At 62.7% G+C, this 18617-nt stretch carries 14 protein-coding genes; 1 reads left to right on the top strand and 13 read right to left on the bottom strand.

Translation table 11 applies throughout. The features are described from left to right. Positions 1-17 precede the first annotated feature (17 nt). Complete coding sequence (gene ruvC, locus AC3VI7_RS02695; protein WP_489668571.1) at positions 18-593, top strand: crossover junction endodeoxyribonuclease RuvC; 576 nt, start codon at positions 18-20, stop codon at positions 591-593. Between the two features lie 14 nt (positions 594-607). Here ruvC and AC3VI7_RS02690 read toward each other — a convergent pair whose 3' ends face one another. From AC3VI7_RS02690 to AC3VI7_RS02630, 13 genes are all read right to left on the bottom strand, one after another. Next, the gene (locus AC3VI7_RS02690; protein WP_489668539.1) at positions 608-1741 is read right to left on the bottom strand and encodes a hypothetical protein; all 1134 of its coding nucleotides are present in this window, start codon (positions 1739-1741) and stop codon (positions 608-610) included. Between the two features lie 35 nt (positions 1742-1776). Further along, positions 1777-2712, bottom strand: a complete 936-nt coding sequence (gene lpxC, locus AC3VI7_RS02685; RefSeq protein WP_489668538.1) for a UDP-3-O-acyl-N-acetylglucosamine deacetylase — start codon at positions 2710-2712, stop codon at positions 1777-1779. 25 nt (positions 2713-2737) lie between these two features. Continuing rightward, on the bottom strand, positions 2738-4123 hold the full coding sequence (ftsZ, locus tag AC3VI7_RS02680; protein WP_489668537.1) for a cell division protein FtsZ: 1386 nt from the start codon (positions 4121-4123) through the stop codon (positions 2738-2740). Positions 4124-4243: 120 nt separating this feature from the next. After that, the gene (gene ftsA / locus AC3VI7_RS02675; RefSeq protein WP_489668536.1) at positions 4244-5473 is read right to left on the bottom strand and encodes a cell division protein FtsA; all 1230 of its coding nucleotides are present in this window, start codon (positions 5471-5473) and stop codon (positions 4244-4246) included. 24 nt (positions 5474-5497) lie between these two features. Then, positions 5498-6319 (bottom strand): cell division protein FtsQ/DivIB, encoded by an 822-nt coding sequence (locus AC3VI7_RS02670; protein WP_489671384.1) that lies wholly within the window; start codon positions 6317-6319, stop codon positions 5498-5500. Further along, positions 6312-7301: a D-alanine--D-alanine ligase gene (locus tag AC3VI7_RS02665; protein ID WP_489668534.1), complete on the bottom strand. Its 990-nt coding sequence runs from the start codon at positions 7299-7301 to the stop codon at positions 6312-6314. Before AC3VI7_RS02665 ends, AC3VI7_RS02670 begins: the two co-directional genes overlap by 8 nt. Continuing rightward, a complete protein-coding gene (gene murC / locus AC3VI7_RS02660) occupies positions 7298-8719 on the bottom strand; it encodes a UDP-N-acetylmuramate--L-alanine ligase (protein WP_489668533.1) in 1422 nt (473 codons plus the stop codon). Before murC ends, AC3VI7_RS02665 begins: the two co-directional genes overlap by 4 nt. After that, positions 8716-9843, bottom strand: a complete 1128-nt coding sequence (murG, locus tag AC3VI7_RS02655; RefSeq protein ID WP_489668532.1) for an undecaprenyldiphospho-muramoylpentapeptide beta-N-acetylglucosaminyltransferase — start codon at positions 9841-9843, stop codon at positions 8716-8718. Before murG ends, murC begins: the two co-directional genes overlap by 4 nt. Next, positions 9843-11087 (bottom strand): putative lipid II flippase FtsW, encoded by a 1245-nt coding sequence (ftsW, locus tag AC3VI7_RS02650; protein ID WP_489668531.1) that lies wholly within the window; start codon positions 11085-11087, stop codon positions 9843-9845. The genes murG and ftsW overlap by 1 nt, the downstream gene beginning before the upstream one ends. Next, positions 11084-12583 carry a UDP-N-acetylmuramoyl-L-alanine--D-glutamate ligase gene (gene murD, locus AC3VI7_RS02645; protein WP_489668530.1) on the bottom strand — a complete coding sequence of 500 codons (1500 nt, stop codon included), beginning with the start codon at positions 12581-12583 and terminating at the stop codon, positions 11084-11086. The genes ftsW and murD overlap by 4 nt, the downstream gene beginning before the upstream one ends. A 30-nt stretch (positions 12584-12613) precedes the next feature. After that, complete coding sequence (gene mraY / locus AC3VI7_RS02640) at positions 12614-13795, bottom strand: phospho-N-acetylmuramoyl-pentapeptide-transferase (RefSeq protein ID WP_489668529.1); 1182 nt, start codon at positions 13793-13795, stop codon at positions 12614-12616. Further along, positions 13785-16730 carry a bifunctional UDP-N-acetylmuramoyl-L-alanyl-D-glutamate--2,6-diaminopimelate ligase MurE/UDP-N-acetylmuramoyl-tripeptide--D-alanyl-D-alanine ligase MurF gene (murF, locus tag AC3VI7_RS02635; RefSeq protein ID WP_489668528.1) on the bottom strand — a complete coding sequence of 982 codons (2946 nt, stop codon included), beginning with the start codon at positions 16728-16730 and terminating at the stop codon, positions 13785-13787. The genes mraY and murF overlap by 11 nt, the downstream gene beginning before the upstream one ends. Further along, positions 16730-18556, bottom strand: a complete 1827-nt coding sequence (locus tag AC3VI7_RS02630; RefSeq protein WP_489668527.1) for a peptidoglycan D,D-transpeptidase FtsI family protein — start codon at positions 18554-18556, stop codon at positions 16730-16732. Before AC3VI7_RS02630 ends, murF begins: the two co-directional genes overlap by 1 nt. Positions 18557-18617: the final 61 nt, after the last annotated feature.

Here is an 18617-nt window from a genome sequence, read left to right as displayed (position 1 = left end):
CCACGGCATTGAGCACTATGCGCATCCTCGGTATCGATCCCGGCTTGGCCACCACCGGCTTTGGCGTGATCGATGTCGAGGGCCACGACTTGAGCTATGTGGCCAGCGGCACCATCCGCACCATCCGCACGACAGGCACTCAAGGCACCACGGGCGTCACCTTGGGTGACTTGCCTGGACGACTCAAGATCTTGTTCGAAGGGGTGCGCGAGGTGGTGGCGACCTACCAGCCGCAGTGCGCCTCGGTCGAGATTGTTTTTGTCAACGTCAACCCTCAAAGCACCTTGCTGCTGGGCCAAGCGCGTGGAGCAGCCATCACGGGGCTGGTGTCATGTGATTTGCCGGTGACGGAATACACCGCTTTACAGATGAAAAAAGCCGTGGTCGGCCACGGACACGCCAGCAAAGCACAGATCCAAGCCATGGTGATGCGCCTGCTGCGCTTACCCGGTCAACCCAGTCAAGACGCCGCTGACGCCTTGGGGCTGGCCATCACCCACGCCCACGCCGCCAAATCGTTTGCCGCCCTCGGCCAAGCCACCGAAGTCAACCGCCGCACCTACGCGCAGTATCGGGGTGGGCGGATTTATTGAGCGAGGCGAGAGCCTCAGGCTGATTTGTTCGGTCCTTCAACCGATATACCGCTGCCTGACTCTCGGCTGGGTCGGATGTTTTCGAGCGCTTTGGCCGCAAGGTTGGCAACGTACGCCTGCGAAGCGCCGTTCTTGACCGCTTCATTCAGAGCAATCAGATCCCCGCTGATGGCCATGCGACTCTCGGAAAGTTGGCGCTCCATCTTGGAGCGCATCGCGGCCTCCTTTTGGATGGCTGCTGATTCGCCGCCACCGCTCTTGAAAAGCGACTCCACGGTTTCCACCAAGCGTTGCAGCACGGTATAGACCATGGCGGCGGAGAAGCCACCCAGCAGAGCCAGTAAGGGTTTGCCAAAGGCCACACCGCCAGCAGGCGGGTGCTCCTTGGTGGTCTTGGCAGCAGATGCATCGATGGCCGCAGAGGTTGCCGATTCTTGGGGTCCAGAAGCGGCCTGAGGAGCCGTTGCAGACGCCATGGTGACGGTCTGGAAACTGGTCAAGCTCTCCAACGAGATCACTTGCGACATCACCAAGCCCGCCATCAAGCCCAAGATGATGCGGATCCAGTACGAGCTGTCGTAGCGCGTGTCGTAGGTGGCGTTGCTGACGTAGCGATAGGACGAAAAAAGGGCGTTGAAGCAAGCCCCCAAGCCCGAGGCACTCATCAGAAACATCAGCACAACGAACAAATTCCAGCCCTGCATGCTGTAGATGCCGGCTTCCAAGTTCTTGTAGTTCACGTGGGACGACAGACTGGTCGCCACGAACATGGCCGTGAAAAACAACGCCGCCAAGATCAGATAACGCACGTTGGGCAGCGGGCCAAAAATACCCAGCAAAGTACCCTTGTGCGGGTCATTCATCAAGGTATGGACCGCGTGTGGCATCGCTGGGGCCACCACATCGGCCAAGCGGTTATGCAGCTTGACGGTGTTCGCTAACGTCAACCGGGGTTGATGCTTATCGAGGTGTTCCAGTGCGCTCGTCAATTCATCCGGGATCTTGATCGCTTGGCCCACGGCGTAGTGCAACATCGACTCGCACTCGGCCGTGAGCTCTTTCAACAAGTCGATATTTTCCGCGCTGATGGCCGGCGAGCCCTTCGGCAGATCACCGACCAAGTTGTTTTCAGTCAGTGCAAGACTCATGACCCAGAGACCTTCTTCATACCGTTCGGGTTAGATCACCAAGCCGGGGCGAGATCGGCAAAGCCTTCAGGCGCGAGACGCGCATCGTCAAAGGTGACGATTTCCCAAGCGGTGGCATCGGCATACAAAGCGTGCAAAAGCTTGCTGTTGAGGGCGTGGCCGCTACGGAAGGCGCTGTAGGTCGCCAACATCGGATGCCCGGCCACATAAAGGTCGCCGATGGCATCCAGAATCTTGTGCTTCACGAACTCATCGTCGTAGCGCAAGCCTTCGGCGTTGAGCACCCGGTAATCATCGACCACGATGGCGTTGTCCATGCTGCCGCCCAAGCTCAAGCCGCGCGAACGCATCATCTCGACGTCTTTGGTAAAGCCAAAGGTGCGCGCCCGAGCAATATCACGCCGATATAGCCCTGAGCCCAAATCAAAACTCACGCGCTGGCCGGTGGCATCGACAGCAGGATGGGCGAAATCAATTTCGAAGTTGAGCCGATAACCGTGATGGGGTTCGAGTTTGGCCCATTTAAGACCCCGACCTTCGCCCTCACGAATCTCAATCGGTTTCTTAACGCGCAAAAACCGCTTGGGAGCCGCCTGAACCTCAATCCCTGCGGACTGAAGCAGAAAGATAAAAGACGCCGCTGAGCCGTCGAGAATAGGCACTTCATCGGCGGTGATATCGACGTAGAGATTATCCAAACCCAGGCCACAGCAAGCCGACATCAAATGCTCGATGGTCTGGACCTTGGGCGCACCCGGATCACCGCCCACCGAAATGGTGGTGGCCATGCGTGTATCGCAGACCGAGGCGGTGGTGGCCGGAATATCCACCGGATTGGGCAAGTCGATACGCCGAAAAACGATCCCGGTATCGGGCGCAGCCGGCCGCAAGGTGAGCTCCACCTTTTGGCCACTGTGCAAACCGACACCGACCGCGCGTGTCAACGCTTTGAGCGTACGTTGGCAAATCATGCGCAGATTTTAGGCTCCGGATGTTTCAGTCAGCTTGCTTGCGCAAAAAGGCGGGGATTTCGATTTCATCCATGCCATTACTCGCCAAGGCATCTACCCGGGCCGCAGCTTGGCTGCGGTTATTGCGCCAAACGCTGGGCGGCACAAAATCGCTACCCGAACCGACGGTATAGCCACCACTTTGAGGCACTGGGGTATTGAGCACCGGGATGTTATCGGTGCCGCGATTGCCGGGAGCCGATGGCGGCTGTTGCGGAGCAGCGGCCGTCTGAGGTTGTTGCGCGCTCGGATGAGCACTCAAGCCTTGTTGTGGGTGAACCGCCGATTTCGGTGGCGCACTCGGATGACCAGGATGGGGTTGATGCGAAGGCTGGAAACCCTGCGGAACATAGCCCTGGGGCATGGCGGGATAGCCAGTGGGCTGTTGTTGCCCATACAAGCCTTGGGCGGCACGCTTGCCCGAAGCCAAGCCGGTGGCGATCACGGTCACCCGCAACTGATCCACCAGCGACTCGTCGTAGGCGGTTCCGAAGATCACATGCGCTTCATCGGCCGCATAGCGCCGGATGGTGGTCATGGCGTTGCGGCTTTCCGCCAGCTTGAACGTGGCCTTGCTGGCCGCGATCAGCACCAGCACACCGCGCGCACCCGACAGATCAATGCCGTCCAGCAGCGGACACGCCACGGCAGCTTCAGCCGCCTTGGTGGCGCGATCCGGGCCGCTGGCCGTGGCCGTGCCCATCATGGCTTTACCGGGCTCGCTCATCACCGTTTTGACGTCTTCAAAGTCAACGTTGACCAAACCGGGGATGTGGATGATGTCGCTGATGCCGCCCACGGCATTTTTAAGCACATCGTTGGCTTCGGCAAAGGCGTCTTCTTGGGTGACGTCATCGCCCAAGACTTCAAGCAGCTTTTCGTTGAGCACAACGATGAGGGAATCCACGTTGGATTCCAACTCCACCAAGCCGGCATCGGCTTGCTGCGTGCGGCGCTTGCCTTCAAATTCGAAGGGTTTGGTCACCACGCCGACCGTGAGGATGCCCATGTCCTTGGCGATGCGCGCAATCACGGGGGCCGCTCCAGTGCCGGTACCCCCACCCATACCCGCCGTGATGAACACCATGTGAGCGCCCTCAAGGGTGGCGCGAATCCGATCCACAGCTTCTTCGGCAGCAGCACGACCCGCATCCGGGCGCGATCCAGCCCCCAAACCAGTGTGGCCCAATTGCAACAACTCATGGGCTGAGGAGCGATTCAAGGCCTGCGCATCCGTGTTGGCGCAGATGAACGCCACCCCCTGCACGCCTTGCCTGATCATGTGCTCGACGGCATTGCCACCACCACCACCTACGCCGATCACCTTGATTTGCGTGCCTTGATTGAACTCTTCGATCATTTCGATTCCCATACCGATCTCCTAGCTTACCGCGCTGCGACCCGCCTCACCATCCTCATTGCCGTGGAAAGCCCCCTATAGGGTTGGCATCCACCCGTATTCATTACCTGAGCACACAGCTCCAAAAACAGCTTAAAAATTCTTCAAAAACCAGTCCCTTGCCCGTCCATAAGCCGACTGTACTTGGCCCGGGATCCGCGTCACCTTCGCACCCCTGTAACGGGCCCGACGCGCCTCTTCCAACAAACCCATGGCCGTGGCCGAACGAGGGCTCGCAAGCATGTCATAAAGTGGCCCGCCATAGGTGGGCAAACCTTTACGTACCGGCTTCAGGAAAATATCCTCGCCCAGCTCGACCATGCCATGCATCACCGCTGCGCCACCCGTCAAAACGATGCCGGAAGCCAAGCGTTCGCTGTAGCCTGACTCGCGAATCACTTGGTTGACCATGGCAAAGATTTCTTCCACACGCGGCTCAATCACGCCGGCCAAGGCCTGGCGGCTGAGTAACCGTGGGCCGCGATCCCCCAAGCCGGGCACCTCGATTTGTTCGATCGGATCCGCCAACAACTGTTTGGCCACCCCGAAGTCGATCTTGATCTCTTCGGCGTCGCGCGTTGGGGTGCGCAAGGCCATGGCGATATCACTGGTGATCAAGTCACCCGCCACCGGAATCACCGCCGTGTGGCGCACGGCACCGTCGGCGTAGATCGCCACATCGGTGGTGCCTGCCCCCACATCGACCAACACCACACCCAGATCTTTTTCATCAGCCGTCAGCACCGCCAAACTTGAGGCCCGGGGATTGAGCACCAGCTGCTCAACTTCCAGACCGCAACGGCGCACGCATTTGATGATGTTTTCAGCGGCACTTTGGTTGCCGGTGACGATATGCACCTTGACCTCAAGCCGCCCACCCGACATGCCCACCGGCTCTTTGACAGGCTGGCCGTCGATGATGAAGCTCTGGGGCTCGACCAGCAACAAGCGCTGATCGGCCGAGATGTTGATCGCCTTGGCGGTTTCGACCACCCGCGACACATCCAACGCCGTCACGTCTTGATCGCGCACGATCACCATGCCGGTCGAGTTCTGGCCCCGAATGTGGCTGCCAGTGATGCCGGTGTAGACCCGCGTGATCTTGCAGTCGGCCATCATCTCGGCCTCTTTGAGCGCTTGCTGAATCGACTCCACCGTGGCGTCGATGTTCACCACCACGCCCCGCTTGAGCCCATGCGACGGTGCCACCCCCATGCCGGCCAGACGCAGCTCACCACTGGGCAAAATCTCCGCCACCACCGCCATGATTTTGTGGGTGCCGATATCAAGGCCAACCACCAATTCCTTGTATTCCTTGGCCATTCCTGTTCCTCGCAAGCAGCGCGCTCAGCGCGCCTTGCGCTTGGTGCTCTCAACCGTCGTCGTGCCCATACCCACCAGACGCACGGCAAAACCTTCGTTATGACGCAAATCAGCGTATTCCACGGCACGACGCTGGAAACGCTCCTGCAATTGTCCGATGGTTTGGGCAAAGCGCTGTGTCCGACCTAGCACTTCCTCACGCGAACCGCGTCCCAATTCCAACACTGGGCCGCTGCGCAGCTCCACCCGCCAAGATCCTCGGTCCGAAAGAGCGACCCGACTGAGCTCAGAGCCCAGCGGCTTGAGCACTGGGGTCACCGCATGCCAAAGCGCCAACACCTCGGGAGCCGAGCCCTGAGGGCCGCGCAAGCTCACCATATCGGCGTCATCCACGTCCCCCATATTGACTTCAAACACCCGCCCTTGGGCATCGACCAGCAGGTCATCGCCTTCGTCGCGTTCCCACAACGCCACGGGCTCATATTCTTCAAGCGTCACGGCCAAACGGTTCGGCCAGACGCGGCTCACCGTGGCGCGACGGATCCAGGGAATGGACTCAAACACCGCCCGAGCCGCCTTCAGATCCATGCTGAAGTAGCTCCCCACCAGCCGAGGGACAGCATAGTCTTGCAAGGACGCGGGGCTGTGATGCGGAACATGCCCGCGTACATCCAAGCTGCGCACCACAAACAAGGACGAACGACTCCCCCAAGCCAAGGCGGCCAGCACCAAGGCAACTCCGACCAAGCCAACCAACACCAAGGTGACCCAACGCATCAAGCGCAGATCGAACGGCAGTGCCGAAGCGGGCCTCGTCGGCATGGGCGCAGGGTTCGCTTCAGGCATGACCCGGTCCATCGGCAAGCGTGCCGCCCAAAGCCGGTGAGGCATCGAGCCGCGCGGCAGCCAGCAAACGCAGGCAAAGCTGCTCGTAGCTGAGGCCCGCAGCGCGCGCTGACATCGGCACCAAGGAATGCCCGGTCATGCCTGGTGCGGTGTTCATCTCCAGAAGGAAGGGCTTGCGATCACTGGCGCGGATCATGAAATCAGCGCGACCCCAGCCCCGGCAACCCAACGCCCGAAACGCCGCCACAGCCAAGCGCTGAATCGCCTGCTCTTCGGCTTCGGGCAAGCCGCTTGGGCAAAGGTAGCCGACCTCATCGCTGAAGTACTTGTTTTGATAGTCGTACTTGCCTTCGGGAGCGACGATGCGCACCACCGGCAAAGCGTGGGCTGAAGCGCCCTCGCCCAAGATCGGGCAGGTGAGTTCTTCACCCGCGATGAAGGCTTCACACAGCACATCCGGGTCATAACGCCCAGCCAACTGCACTGCTGCGTGGATTTGATCTTCGTCGGTGACTTTGCTGATGCCAATCGAGGAGCCCTCGCGCGGCGGCTTGATCATCAGCGGCAGGCCCAAATCAGCGGTCAGATCGCGCACGCGCTCGTCGCTGCGATCATCCGGCCCGATCCAGCGATAGGCCGGCGTGGGCAGGCCTTCGGCGATCCAGACCCGCTTGGTCATGACCTTGTCCATGGCGATGGCTGAGGCCATCACGCCCGAGCCGGTGTAGGGAATACCGAGCAGCTCCAGCGCGCCTTGCATCGAGCCGTCTTCGCCGTGGCGACCGTGCAGCGCGATGAAGCAGCGGTCAAAACCCTCGCTGCGCAAATCCCCCAGCGGGCGCTGCGCCGGATCAAAAGCGTGCGCATCCACCCCTTGGCTGCGCAGGGCTTGCAAGACGCCGGTGCCCGACATCAACGACACATCCCGCTCTGCGGACGTGCCGCCCATCAAAACAGCCACCTTGCCCAAACGTTTATTCATGCTTGTTCTTCCTTGAAAAGCTCCACCAGCCGGGCGGGCAGCGACCCAATCGAGCCCGCGCCCATGGCGATCACGACATCCTGATCGCGAACCTGAACGCCCAAGGCCTCGGGCAGCGCGTCCACTGCATCGACAAACACCGGGTCCACTCGGCCGGCGACACGCAAAGCGCGCGCCAAGGAGCGCCCATCGGCCGCCACCAAGGGCGCTTCGCCAGCGGCGTAGACCTCGGTGAGCAGCACCGCATCGGCCGAACCCATCACCTTGACGAAGTCTTCAAAGCAGTCACGCGTGCGGGTGTAGCGGTGCGGCTGAAACACCAGCACCAAACGCCGCCCCGGGAATGCGCCACGTGCTGCCGCGATCACTGCCGCCATTTCGACCGGGTGATGGCCGTAATCGTCGATCAACGTGAAGCTGCCACCGCCGTGCTGCGCCGCCACCGGCAACTCGCCCCAACGCTGAAAACGCCGGCCCACACCGGCAAAGGCGGCCAGCGCCTTGACGATCGGCTCGTCGGGCAACTCCAGCTCGGTGGCCACCGCAATGGCGGCCAAGGCGTTACGCACGTTGTGCTCGCCGGGCAGGTTCAAGGTGATGTGCAAATCGGGCATCGCCACGCCGTTGCGCCGCTGACAGACAAAACACATCTGCCCGCCGGGCAGGGCCTGCACATCGACCGCACGCACTTGCACGTCTTCACCCAACCCATAGGTGATGAGCGGCCGCGAAACCATCGGCAAGATGGAGCGCACGCCCGGATCGTCGCCGCAAACCACCGCCGAGCCGTAGAACGGCATCTTGTGCAAGAAATCGACGAAGGCTTGACGCAAGCGGCTGTAGTCGTGGCCGTAGGTTTCCATGTGATCGGCGTCGATGTTGGTCACCACCGAGAGCACCGGCATCAAGTTCAGGAACGAGGCATCGGATTCATCCGCCTCGACCACGATGAATTCGCCCTTACCGAGCGCCGAGTTGGCCCCGGCCGAATTGAGCTTGCCGCCAATCACAAAGGTCGGGTCCACCCCAGCCTCGGCCAGCACGCTGGTCACCAGCGAGGTGGTCGTGGTCTTGCCGTGCGTGCCAGCGATGGCAATACCGCGCTTCAAGCGCATCAACTCAGCCAGCATCACCGCACGCGGCACCACCGGGATGCGCTTGGCGCGGGCCGCCAGCACTTCGGGGTTATCGGCCTTGACCGCTGTGGAGGTCACCACCGCTTGCGCGCCCTGCACCGCCTCAGCGCTGTGGCCTTGGCTGACGCGGATGCCCAGTTCGGCCAAGCGCCGCGTCACCGCGTTATCGGCTTGATCGGAGCCCGACACGGTGTAGCCCAAGTTATGCAGGATCTCAGCGATCCCGCTCATGCCGGCACCACCGATGCCGACAAAATGAATATGTTTGACCGCGTGTTTCATGCGGCGTCCTTGCGTATCTGTCCAAAAATCAAGGCGTCAAGCTCATCGGCCACACGCTGCGCGGCATGCGGCTGGGCCAATTGACGGGCTCGGCTGGCCATGGTCAGCAACGACGTGCGCTCAAGCTGCTTGAGCACTTGCGCCAATCGCGCCGCCGACAACTCGGTCTGCGGCAGATGCATCGCGGCTTGCTGGCCGGCCAGCCAGGCGGCATTGTCGCGCTGATGGCGGGTGGTGCTGACCACCAACGGCACCAACACGCTGGCCACACCGGCCGCGCACAGCTCGCTCACCGTGATGGCACCAGCGCGGCACAGGATCACATCGCAAGCCGCCAACTGCGCAGCCATGTCGTCGATGAAGGGCACGATCTGCGCTTCAACGCCCGCCTTGGCATAGTCGGCCTGCACCGAGGCCCAGTGGGCTTGGCCGGTTTGATGCGTCACGTGGGGTCGCTCAGCCGGAGCCAGCAGCGCCAAGGCCTGCGGCATGGTCTCGTTGAGCACCCGCGCACCCAAACTCCCACCCACCACCAACACCTTGAGCGGCCCACTGCGGCCGGCAAAACGCTCAAGGGGCGGGGCGATAGCTTCCATCTCGGGGCGCACTGGGTTGCCGGTCACCAAGCCCCGAGGCGTGCGCCGAGCGGCTTCGCCGTCAAAACCAAAGGCGATGCGATCAGCCCAGCGCAGGAGCGAACGGTTCGAGAGCAACAACGCGGCGTCAGCGTTCACCAGCATCAGCGGCAACCCGAGCCAGCGGGCCGCCAAGCCGCCCGGAAAGCACACATAGCCGCCCATGCCCAGCACCGCTGTGGCACCCCGTTTTTGCATCAAGGCGCGCATCAAGGCCCACGCCTGCACCACGCCGCGCAACAACTGCACGCCGCCGCGCAGCGCGCCCCAAGCGCCCTTGCCGCGCAGACCGGCAAAGCCGATCACGTCCATGGGCAGATCCAAGCCCGAAGCGGCCACCAGCCGATGCTCCATCCCGGTGGGCGTGCCCATCCAGCTGACGCTCCAGCCGCGCCGCAGCATCTCGCGCGCCACCGCCAAACCCGGCATGACATGGCCGCCGGTGCCGGCCGCCATGATGATCAGATGCGGCTTGGAAGAGCCCACCATCACGGCAACCTGCCGCGCATCATCTCGCGGTTTTCCATGTCAATGCGCAGCACCATCGCCAGCGCCACGCAACTCACCGCAATGGCCGAGCCGCCGTAACTCATCAGCGGCAAGGTCAAACCCTTGGTAGGCAGCACACCCAAATTCACACCCATGTTGATGAAGGCCTGCCCACCCATCCACAGGCCAATGCCTTGGGCCGTGAGGCCGGCAAACACCCGGTCCAGCGCGATGGCTTGGCGACCGATGACAAAGATGCGCCGCACCATCCAGAAGAAAGCCAAGATCACCGCCAGCACACCCACCAAGCCCAGCTCTTCGCCGATCACGGCCAGCAAGAAGTCGGTATGCGCTTCAGGCAGGTAATGCAGTTTCTCGACCGACGCCCCCAGCCCTTGGCCGAAGACCTCGCCCCGACCAAAGGCGATCAGCGAATGGGTCAACTGATAGCCCTTGCCCTGCGCGTACTTCTCGTCCCACGGGTTGAGGTAGGCAAAGATGCGCTCACGGCGCACCTCGCTGAAGGTGATGATCAGCACAAAAGCTGCCATCAACACCGCCGTGGTCATCAAGAACATGCGCCCGTTCACCCCACCCAAAAAGAGCACGCCCATGGCGATCATGGCGATGACGATGAACGCGCCCATGTCGGGCTCGGCCAAGAGCAGCACCCCGGCCACGCCCAAGGCGACGGCCATCGGGGCCACCGCGCGCATGAAGTTTTCCTTCAAGTCCATCTTGCGCACCATGTAGTTGGCGGCGTAGAGCACGATGGCCAGCTTGACGAATTCGCTGGGCTGAAAATTCATGATGCCCAAGGGGATCCAGCGCCGCGACTTGTTCACCACCTTGCCGATGAAAGGCAAGAGCACCAGCACCAGCAGCAGCAAGGAAGCAATGAATATCCACGGGGCCCAGCGTTCCCAGAACTTGATCGGCGTGGCCAACACCACCCCCGCACCGATGCAAGCCAAGGCGATGGACACCAAATGGCGCGTGAAGAAGTGCGTCGGCGCATAGAGCGCAAAGCGCGGGTTGTCCGGCAACTGGATCGAGGCCGAATAGACCATCACCAAGCCCAGCGCCAGTAAACCGATGATCACCCACGTCAGGGCCATGTCGAAGCCGACCCAGCGTGAAGGGGTATCGAGCGGCGCGCCCGGCCAAGCAGCTTCGCCCTGCAAGGACGACCCCGCCAGCCAAGCCGGCCGACGCGCCCACAGCGATGCAAACCAAGTTTTCATACGGTCCACGCTCCGCGCTCAGCGGCCAAGGCCTGGGTGGTGGCAACGAACACCTCGGCGCGATGCGCATAGTTGCGAAACATGTCCAAGCTGGCACAGGCCGGTGACAACAACAGCGCGTCGCCCGAGCGAGCCTGCTCAAAGCCCCAACGCGTGGCGGCTTCAAGGCTCAAGTGATGTTTGAGCGGCATGTTGGCCGTCATCAACGCTGCTTCGATCAAACCCGCATCACGCCCGATCAAAGCCACCGCACGGGCGTGGCGGCGAATCGGCTCCAGCAGCGGGGCAAAGTCTTGGCCCTTACCATCGCCGCCCAAAATCACCACCAACTGCCCCGGGGCCTTGTCTGCGCCCAAACCATTCAGCGCCGCCACGGTGGCCCCGACATTGGTGCCTTTGCTGTCGTCGTACAGCTCGACGCCGTCGAGCACACCCACGCACTGCACGCGATGCGGCTCGCCGGTGTACTCACGCAGACCGTGCAGCATCGGGGCCAGCGGCAAGCCGGCGGCAGTGGTCAGCGCCAGCGCCGCCAAGGCATTGGCCGCGTTGTGCCGCCCCCGAATGCGCAAGGCGTCGGCCGGCATCAGGCGTTGCAACACCAGCGCGGCGCTGGGCTCAGCGGCCCGACGTCGCCGTGGCGAAGGCGGAACTTCTTCGTCGGCCGCACAAGCGCGCACCAACCACGTCATGCCGTTGTCTTCGCTCAAGCCCCAATCACCCACACGTTGCGGCACGCTCAAGCTAAAACCCACGGCGGTCGAGCGCGCCATGGCCCATGTCGGGGCCTCATCGCGGTTCAACACCTGCACCGTGGCCGGCCCAAAAATGCCCGCCTTGGCCGCCGCATAAGCAGCCATCGAGCCGTGCCAGTCCAAATGGTCTTGGGTGACATTGAGCACCGCCGCTGCCGTGGGCTCAAAACCCTCCACCCCATCGAGTTGAAAGCTCGACAACTCCAGCACCCAAACGTCGGGCAGCCGGTCGTTGTCGAGCGCTTGCGACAAGGTATCGAGCAAGGTCGGACCGATGTTGCCGGCCAGGCCCACGCTGTGGCCGCAACGCTCGACCAAGAGTGCCGTCAGTGACGTGGTGGTGGTCTTGCCGTTGGTACCCGTGATGGCCAACACCTTGGGCGCATAGCCACGCTCGGCTTTCAGATCGGCCAAGGCTTGGGCATAAAGACTCAATTCGCCCACCACCGGCAGACCCTGAGCCTGCGCTTGGGCCAACAACGGGGCTAAGGCCGGATCAAGCGGCGAAAGGCCCGGGCTTTTGAACACGCGCGCCATCCCCTCAAGTAGGGCCGGATCGAACCCACAGACCGGCTCGGCCAAGGGCACCTCGGCCTTGAGCTGCGCGCCACGCGGCGGCTGCGCGCGGCTATCCGCCACCACGATGCGCGCCGCCCCACAACGCGCAGCCCAACGCGCCATCGCCAGGCCCGAATCGCCCAGCCCGAGAATCAACACCGACTGTCCTTGTATGCCCTGCATGCTCGTGATCCGTCTTTTTCTTCTCGAGGTTTAACGCAGCTTGAGCGTGGACAAGCCCACGAAACAAAGCAGCATGGTGATGATCCAAAAACGCACCACGACTTGGGTTTCTTCCCAGCCTTTTTTCTCGTAGTGGTGGTGCAACGGGGCCATCAGGAAGATGCGCTTGCCTTGACCGTAGCGCTTCTTGGTGTACTTGAAGTAGATCACCTGCACCATCACCGACAGCGCTTCGACCACAAAAATGCCGCCCATGATGCCCAGCACGATCTCTTGGCGCACGATCACCGCCACCGTACCCAAGGCTCCGCCCAGCGCCAAAGCGCCCACATCGCCCATAAAAACCTGTGCGGGGTAAGCGTTGAACCACAGAAAAGCCAAGCCCGCCCCGGCCATGGCGGTGCAGAAAATCAGCAACTCGCCCGCTCCCGGGATATGCGGCAGGAACAAGTATTTGGCGTAACCCGCGTGACCCGTGACGTAGGCAAAGAGCCCCAGCGCGGCCCCGACCAACACCACCGGCATGATCGCCAGACCGTCCAAACCGTCAGTCAGGTTGACGGCGTTGCTGGCCCCAACGATGACAAAGTAGGTCATGAAGATGAAGCCGAACACACCCAACGGATAGCTCACCGTCTTGAAGAACGGCACGATCAAGTCGGCTTTGGGGGGCAGCTCATTTGAAAAGCCCGACATCACCCAGCGGAAGAACAAATCCATCACCCGCATGTTGGACGTTTCCGAAACGCTAAAAGCAAGGTAGAGCGCAGCCACCAGACCGATGAGCGACTGCCAGAAGAATTTCTCGCGCGAGGCCATGCCTTCAGGGTTTTTGTCCACCACCTTGCGCCAGTCATCGACCCAGCCGATGGCACCAAAGCCGAAGGTCACCAGCATCACCACCCAGACAAAGCGATTCGACCAATCAAACCAAAGCAAGGTCGAGATGGCGATCGACAACAAAATCAACACGCCACCCATGGTGGGTGTGCCCGTTTTGACCAGATGCGACTGCATGCCGTACTCGCGCACCGGCTGGCCGATCTTGAGGGCGGCCAAGCGCCGAATCACACTTGGACCAAAGGCCAGACCCAACAACAAGGCCGTCATGGCCGACATCACCGCCCGGAAGGTGATGTACTGAAAAACGCGCAAGAAACCCAATTGCTCGGGGTAATGCGCCTGCAACCACAGGGCCAGACTAACCAGCATGAACGCTTCCTTCTGCGCCGTGGTCGCGCAACGCCGCCACGGCTTGTTCCATCTTCATGAATCGGGAACCCTTGACCAGCACCGCGCTAGCAAGGGGTAAAGAATGTGTCGGGGCAGCGCGCAAAACGCCCACCAAGGCAACGGTGTCGGCATGGTGGCGGGCCGCCGCGCCAAAGGCCTCGGCGCTGGCCTGCGCCAAAGCGCCGGCGGTCCAGAGCTGCTCGATGCCGCAAGCGCGCGCATACGCGCCGATTTCGGCATGGAACGCCGGGCCTTGATCGCCCACCTCGCCCATATCGCCCAGCAGCAACCAACGCGGCCCCGGCAGTGCGGCCAGCACGTCGATGGCGGCGCGCACCGAATCCGGATTGGCGTTGTAGGTGTCGTCGATCAGGGTGATCACACGCTCTTGGGTCATCGCGACTGAAGCGGGCAAGCGCAACTGCGACAACTGCGAGCGGCCTTTGACCGGCTCAAACGCATCGAGCCCGGCCATCACCGCTGAGGCCGGCACACCGGCCGCCAAAGCGCAGGTGGCTGCTGCCAAGGCGTTGCGCACGTTGTGCAGCCCCGCCAGATGCAGGCACCAATCCAACAACCCCATTTGAACGCGCCAGTGCGTGCCCTGCCATTGCGCCGACGAGGCTGCGCTGGCGGCCTCGTCCAGACCAAAACAAGCGATACGCCGAGGCCCGGCCAACGCTTGCCAAAGCGGCGTGAAGGCATCCCCAGCCGGGAACACCGCCACGCCTTCAACCGGCAGGGCCTGCAACACCGCGCCGTTTTCTGCGGCCACCGCCGCCACCGTTTTCATGAACTCTTGGTGCTCGCGCTGAGCGTTGTTCACCAAGGCCACGGTCGGCTGCGCCATGGCGGCCAGCTCGGCGATTTCACCCGGATGGTTCATGCCCAACTCGACCACTGCCACACGGTGGCTGGCCCGCAGCCGCAGCAAAGTCAACGGCACGCCGATGTGGTTGTTCAAGTTGCCGGTGGTTGCCAAGGCAGCCTCGCCGGCCCAAGCGCGCAGGATCGAAGCGATCATCTGCGTCACCGTGGTCTTGCCGTTGCTGCCGGTGACCGCGATCAGCGGAATGGCAAAACGCGCTCGCCACGCCGTGGCCAAGGTTTGCAAGGCTTTGAGGCTGTCGGGCACCAACAGGCCCGATAGGCCGGCCTCGGCCAGCCCGCGCTCGGCCAAAGCCGCCGCCGCACCGGCTTGGCGCGCCGTGACCAAAAAGTCGTGCGCGTCCCAGCGCTCGCCGCGCAGCGCCACAAACAAATCACCCGCCTTCAAGCTGCGGGTATCGGTGTGGACCCGCAAAACCACGCTCTGGGCCGCGCCGGGCTCAGCCTCCACCAGCACCGAGCCGGGGATCAAGGCTTGGGCTTCGGCCAACGTGAACATGGGTTCACGCCAAGCCTGCAAAGCGCGGGCCGCTTCGTCGATGTCCGAGAACGGCTGACGCTGACCAGCCACTTCTTGGTAATCCTCGTGCCCTTTGCCGGCGATCAGCAAGACATCGGCGGGTGCAGCCCGGGCCAGCGCCAGCGCAATCGCCGCACGGCGGTCGCTGAGGCGGTACACATGCGCGGGCCGCGTCAACCCGCAACCGGCTTCGATCTGATCAAGGATCGCGTCGGGCGACTCGTGGCGCGGGTTGTCGCTGGTCAGCACCACCTGATCGGCCAGCCGGGTCGCCAAAGCGCCCATCACCGGGCGCTTGGTGGTGTCACGGTTACCGCCGCAGCCAACCACGCACCAAAGCCGCCCGCCCCGAGCCTCAGCAAAAGGCCGCAGCGCTTGCAATGCTTTATCGAGCGCGTCGGGCGTGTGGGCGTAATCGACCACCACTTGGGGCAGCGCCGTATTCATCGGGACCGATCCGGGCTGCACACGTTGCATACGGCCCGGCACAGGCGTGACATGCGCCACTTGGGCACAGGCCTGCGCCAAGGGCACGTCTAAAGCCCGCAAGCCACCGATCACCGCCAACACGTTGGCCACGTTGAAGGCCCCAATCAAGCGGGTGCGCACCGGCACAAGGTCCGTGCCGCCGCTGGTCAGGGTCTCAAGCACGCCAAAACTCAGCCCGCCGTCGGTATACGTCACGTCGGTGGCGCGCAACCGAGCGGGTTGATCGACGGCATACGTCCAGATGGCACAGCCCAGCGCCTCCTGGGCAAGCAAGGCCCCATGAGGGTCATCGATGTTGATCACCGCCGCTTGCAGCCCTGGCCAGCCAAAGAGCCGCCGCTTGGCGGCCCAATACGCCGCCATGGTGGCGTGGTAGTCGAGGTGATCCGGGGTGAAGTTGGTGAACAGCGCCACCCGAACTTGCACCGCGTTCAAGCGCTCTTCCTCGATGCCGATGGAAGACGCCTCGATGGCGGCCGCCGCAAAGCCTTGCGCCGCAAAACGATGCAGCGCGGCGTGCAACACCACCGGGTCCGGCGTGGTCAAGCCCGTGGCGATCACCTCGCCCGGTGGCGGCTCGCCCACCCCCAAGGTGCCGATCAGCCCGCAGCGCTGGCCCAAGCCCCTCAAGGCCTGTGCCATCCACCAAGCGGTGGAGGTTTTGCCGTTGGTGCCGGTGGTGGCGACCACGCCCAGCCGCTGGCTGGGATGGTTGAAAAACTGATCCGCAATGGCCCCGGTCGCGCCCTTGAGCCCGACGACTTGGGCGATGCGCGGGTCGTCAAAGCCAAAAGCGTGCGCACCGTCGGCTTCGATCAAACAAGCCGAGGCACCGCGTGCCAACACATCCGCGACAAAATCCCGGCCATCACGCACATGGCCCGGCCAAGCGACAAAGGCGTCACCCGGCTGCACTTGGCGGCTGTCGGTGCGCAAGGTGCCCGTGACGCGCTCGGTCAACCAAGCTGCGGCCTGAGATGGCGTCAAAGACGTCAAAGAGGTCCGAGAAATACCCATCAGAAAGACTCCGGTACGGCTTCGGCGGGCTGATGCACCACGAGTTGCGACTTCACCTCCAGATCGGGCGGCACGCTCATCATGCGCAGGGTTTGTTTGACCACATCGCTGAACACCGGCGCAGCCACATCGCCACCGTAATGCTTGCCCGCAGTGGGTTCATCGACCATTACCGCCACCACCACCCGGGGATTCGACACCGGGGCCATGCCCACAAACCAGGCGCGGTACTTGCCACCGGCGTACCCCCCGCCTTCTTGCTTGTGCGCCGTGCCGGTTTTGCCGCCCACCGAATAACCCGGCACCTGGGCCTTGGGCGCTGTGCCGCCCTCACCGGCGGCCATGGCCAACATCTTGCGCATGGCACGCGCCACCTCGGGCGAAATCACCGGCATGCCTTGCGGGGGTTGATCGGTCTTGAGCAGCGTCACCGGCGGCAGATCGCCGTCTCGGGCAAAGATCAGGTAAGCGCGGGCCAGTTGGAACAAGGAGGTCGAAAGCCCATAGCCATAGCTCATGGTGGCTTGCTCAATCGGCCGCCAATTCTTGAAGGGTCGCAAGCGGCCCGAGACCACACCGGGAAAGTTCAACGGCGGCTTTTGACCAAAACCGACGGCGGAGAACATCTCCCACATCTCGCGCGGCTGCATCTGCATGGCCATCTTGACCACACCGACGTTGCTCGACTTCTGAATCACCTGCTCGACACTGAGCAAGCCGTGCGGATGGGCGTCGCTGATGGTCGAGCCGGTGATCTGAAGACGCCCCGGGGCGGTTTGGATCATGGTGTCCGGCCGCACCCGGCCGGTTTGCAGCGCCAAAGACACCACAAAAGGTTTCATGGTGGAGCCGGGCTCAAAAGTATCCGTGAGGGTGCGGTTGCGCAGCTGCGCGCCGGTCAGACCACGGCGGTCCTCGGGGGTGTAGCTGGGGAAATTGGTCAGCGCCAACACTTCGCCGGTGTGGACGTCCAGCACCACCACGCTGCCCGCCTTGGCGCGGTTCTCGGCCACGGCGTCGCGGATGCGTTGGTAGGCAAAAAACTGGATCTTGGAGTCGATCGACAGCTCAATGTCTTTGCCATCGGTGGAGGCGATCTTGTCACCCACATCCTCGACGATGCGCCCCAGCCGGTCACGCACCACGCTGCGCGAACCGTTGGTGCCCTGCAAGGTCTTCTGGAACGACAGCTCCATGCCTTCTTGGCCCTTGTCCTCAACGTTGGTAAAACCAATCACATGGGCGGCCGCTTCGCCCTCTGGATAGTGGCGGCGGAACTCACGCTCCTGATGCACGCCCTTGATCCCCAGCGCCTTGATCTGCGCGGCCACGGTGGGATCCATTTGACGCCGCAACCAGACAAAGCTCTGGTTGTCATCCAGCCGACTGCTGAGCTCAAGCGGGGTCATACCCAGCAGCGAGGCCAAGGCCCGAAGCTGATCGGGCGTGGCTTGAACATCGCGCGGAATGGCCCAGACCGAGGGCGAAGGCACGCTGGCGGCCAAGATTTGGCCATTGCGATCCATGATGCGGCCGCGTCGGGCGGGCAACACGAAGGTGCGCACGTAGCGACTTTCGCCCTGCTTGAGATAGAACTCGGTGCCGATCACTTGGATAAAGATCGCCCGCCCGATCAAGCCCATAAAGCCCAAACCGAAGGCGAGCACCAACAAGCGCGAGCGCCACAGCGGCGTTTTGGTGGCCAACAGCGGGCTGGTGGCATAGCGCACCGCCGAAGCAGCGGGTGCATGGGCCGCAGACTCGACCGCTGCGTGGCGGCGGTGACGGCGCGCCCTCAAGGCGCTAAAAAAGCCCGGGCCTTTCATGGCAAACGCATCTCCGGCACCGACCGCACGGAGCGGTCATCCACATACTGGGTCACAGCCG

This window comes from Leptothrix toolikensis (SeqCode) (assembly GCF_057922285.1).
This window is presented reverse-complemented; position numbering and strand designations above follow the sequence as displayed.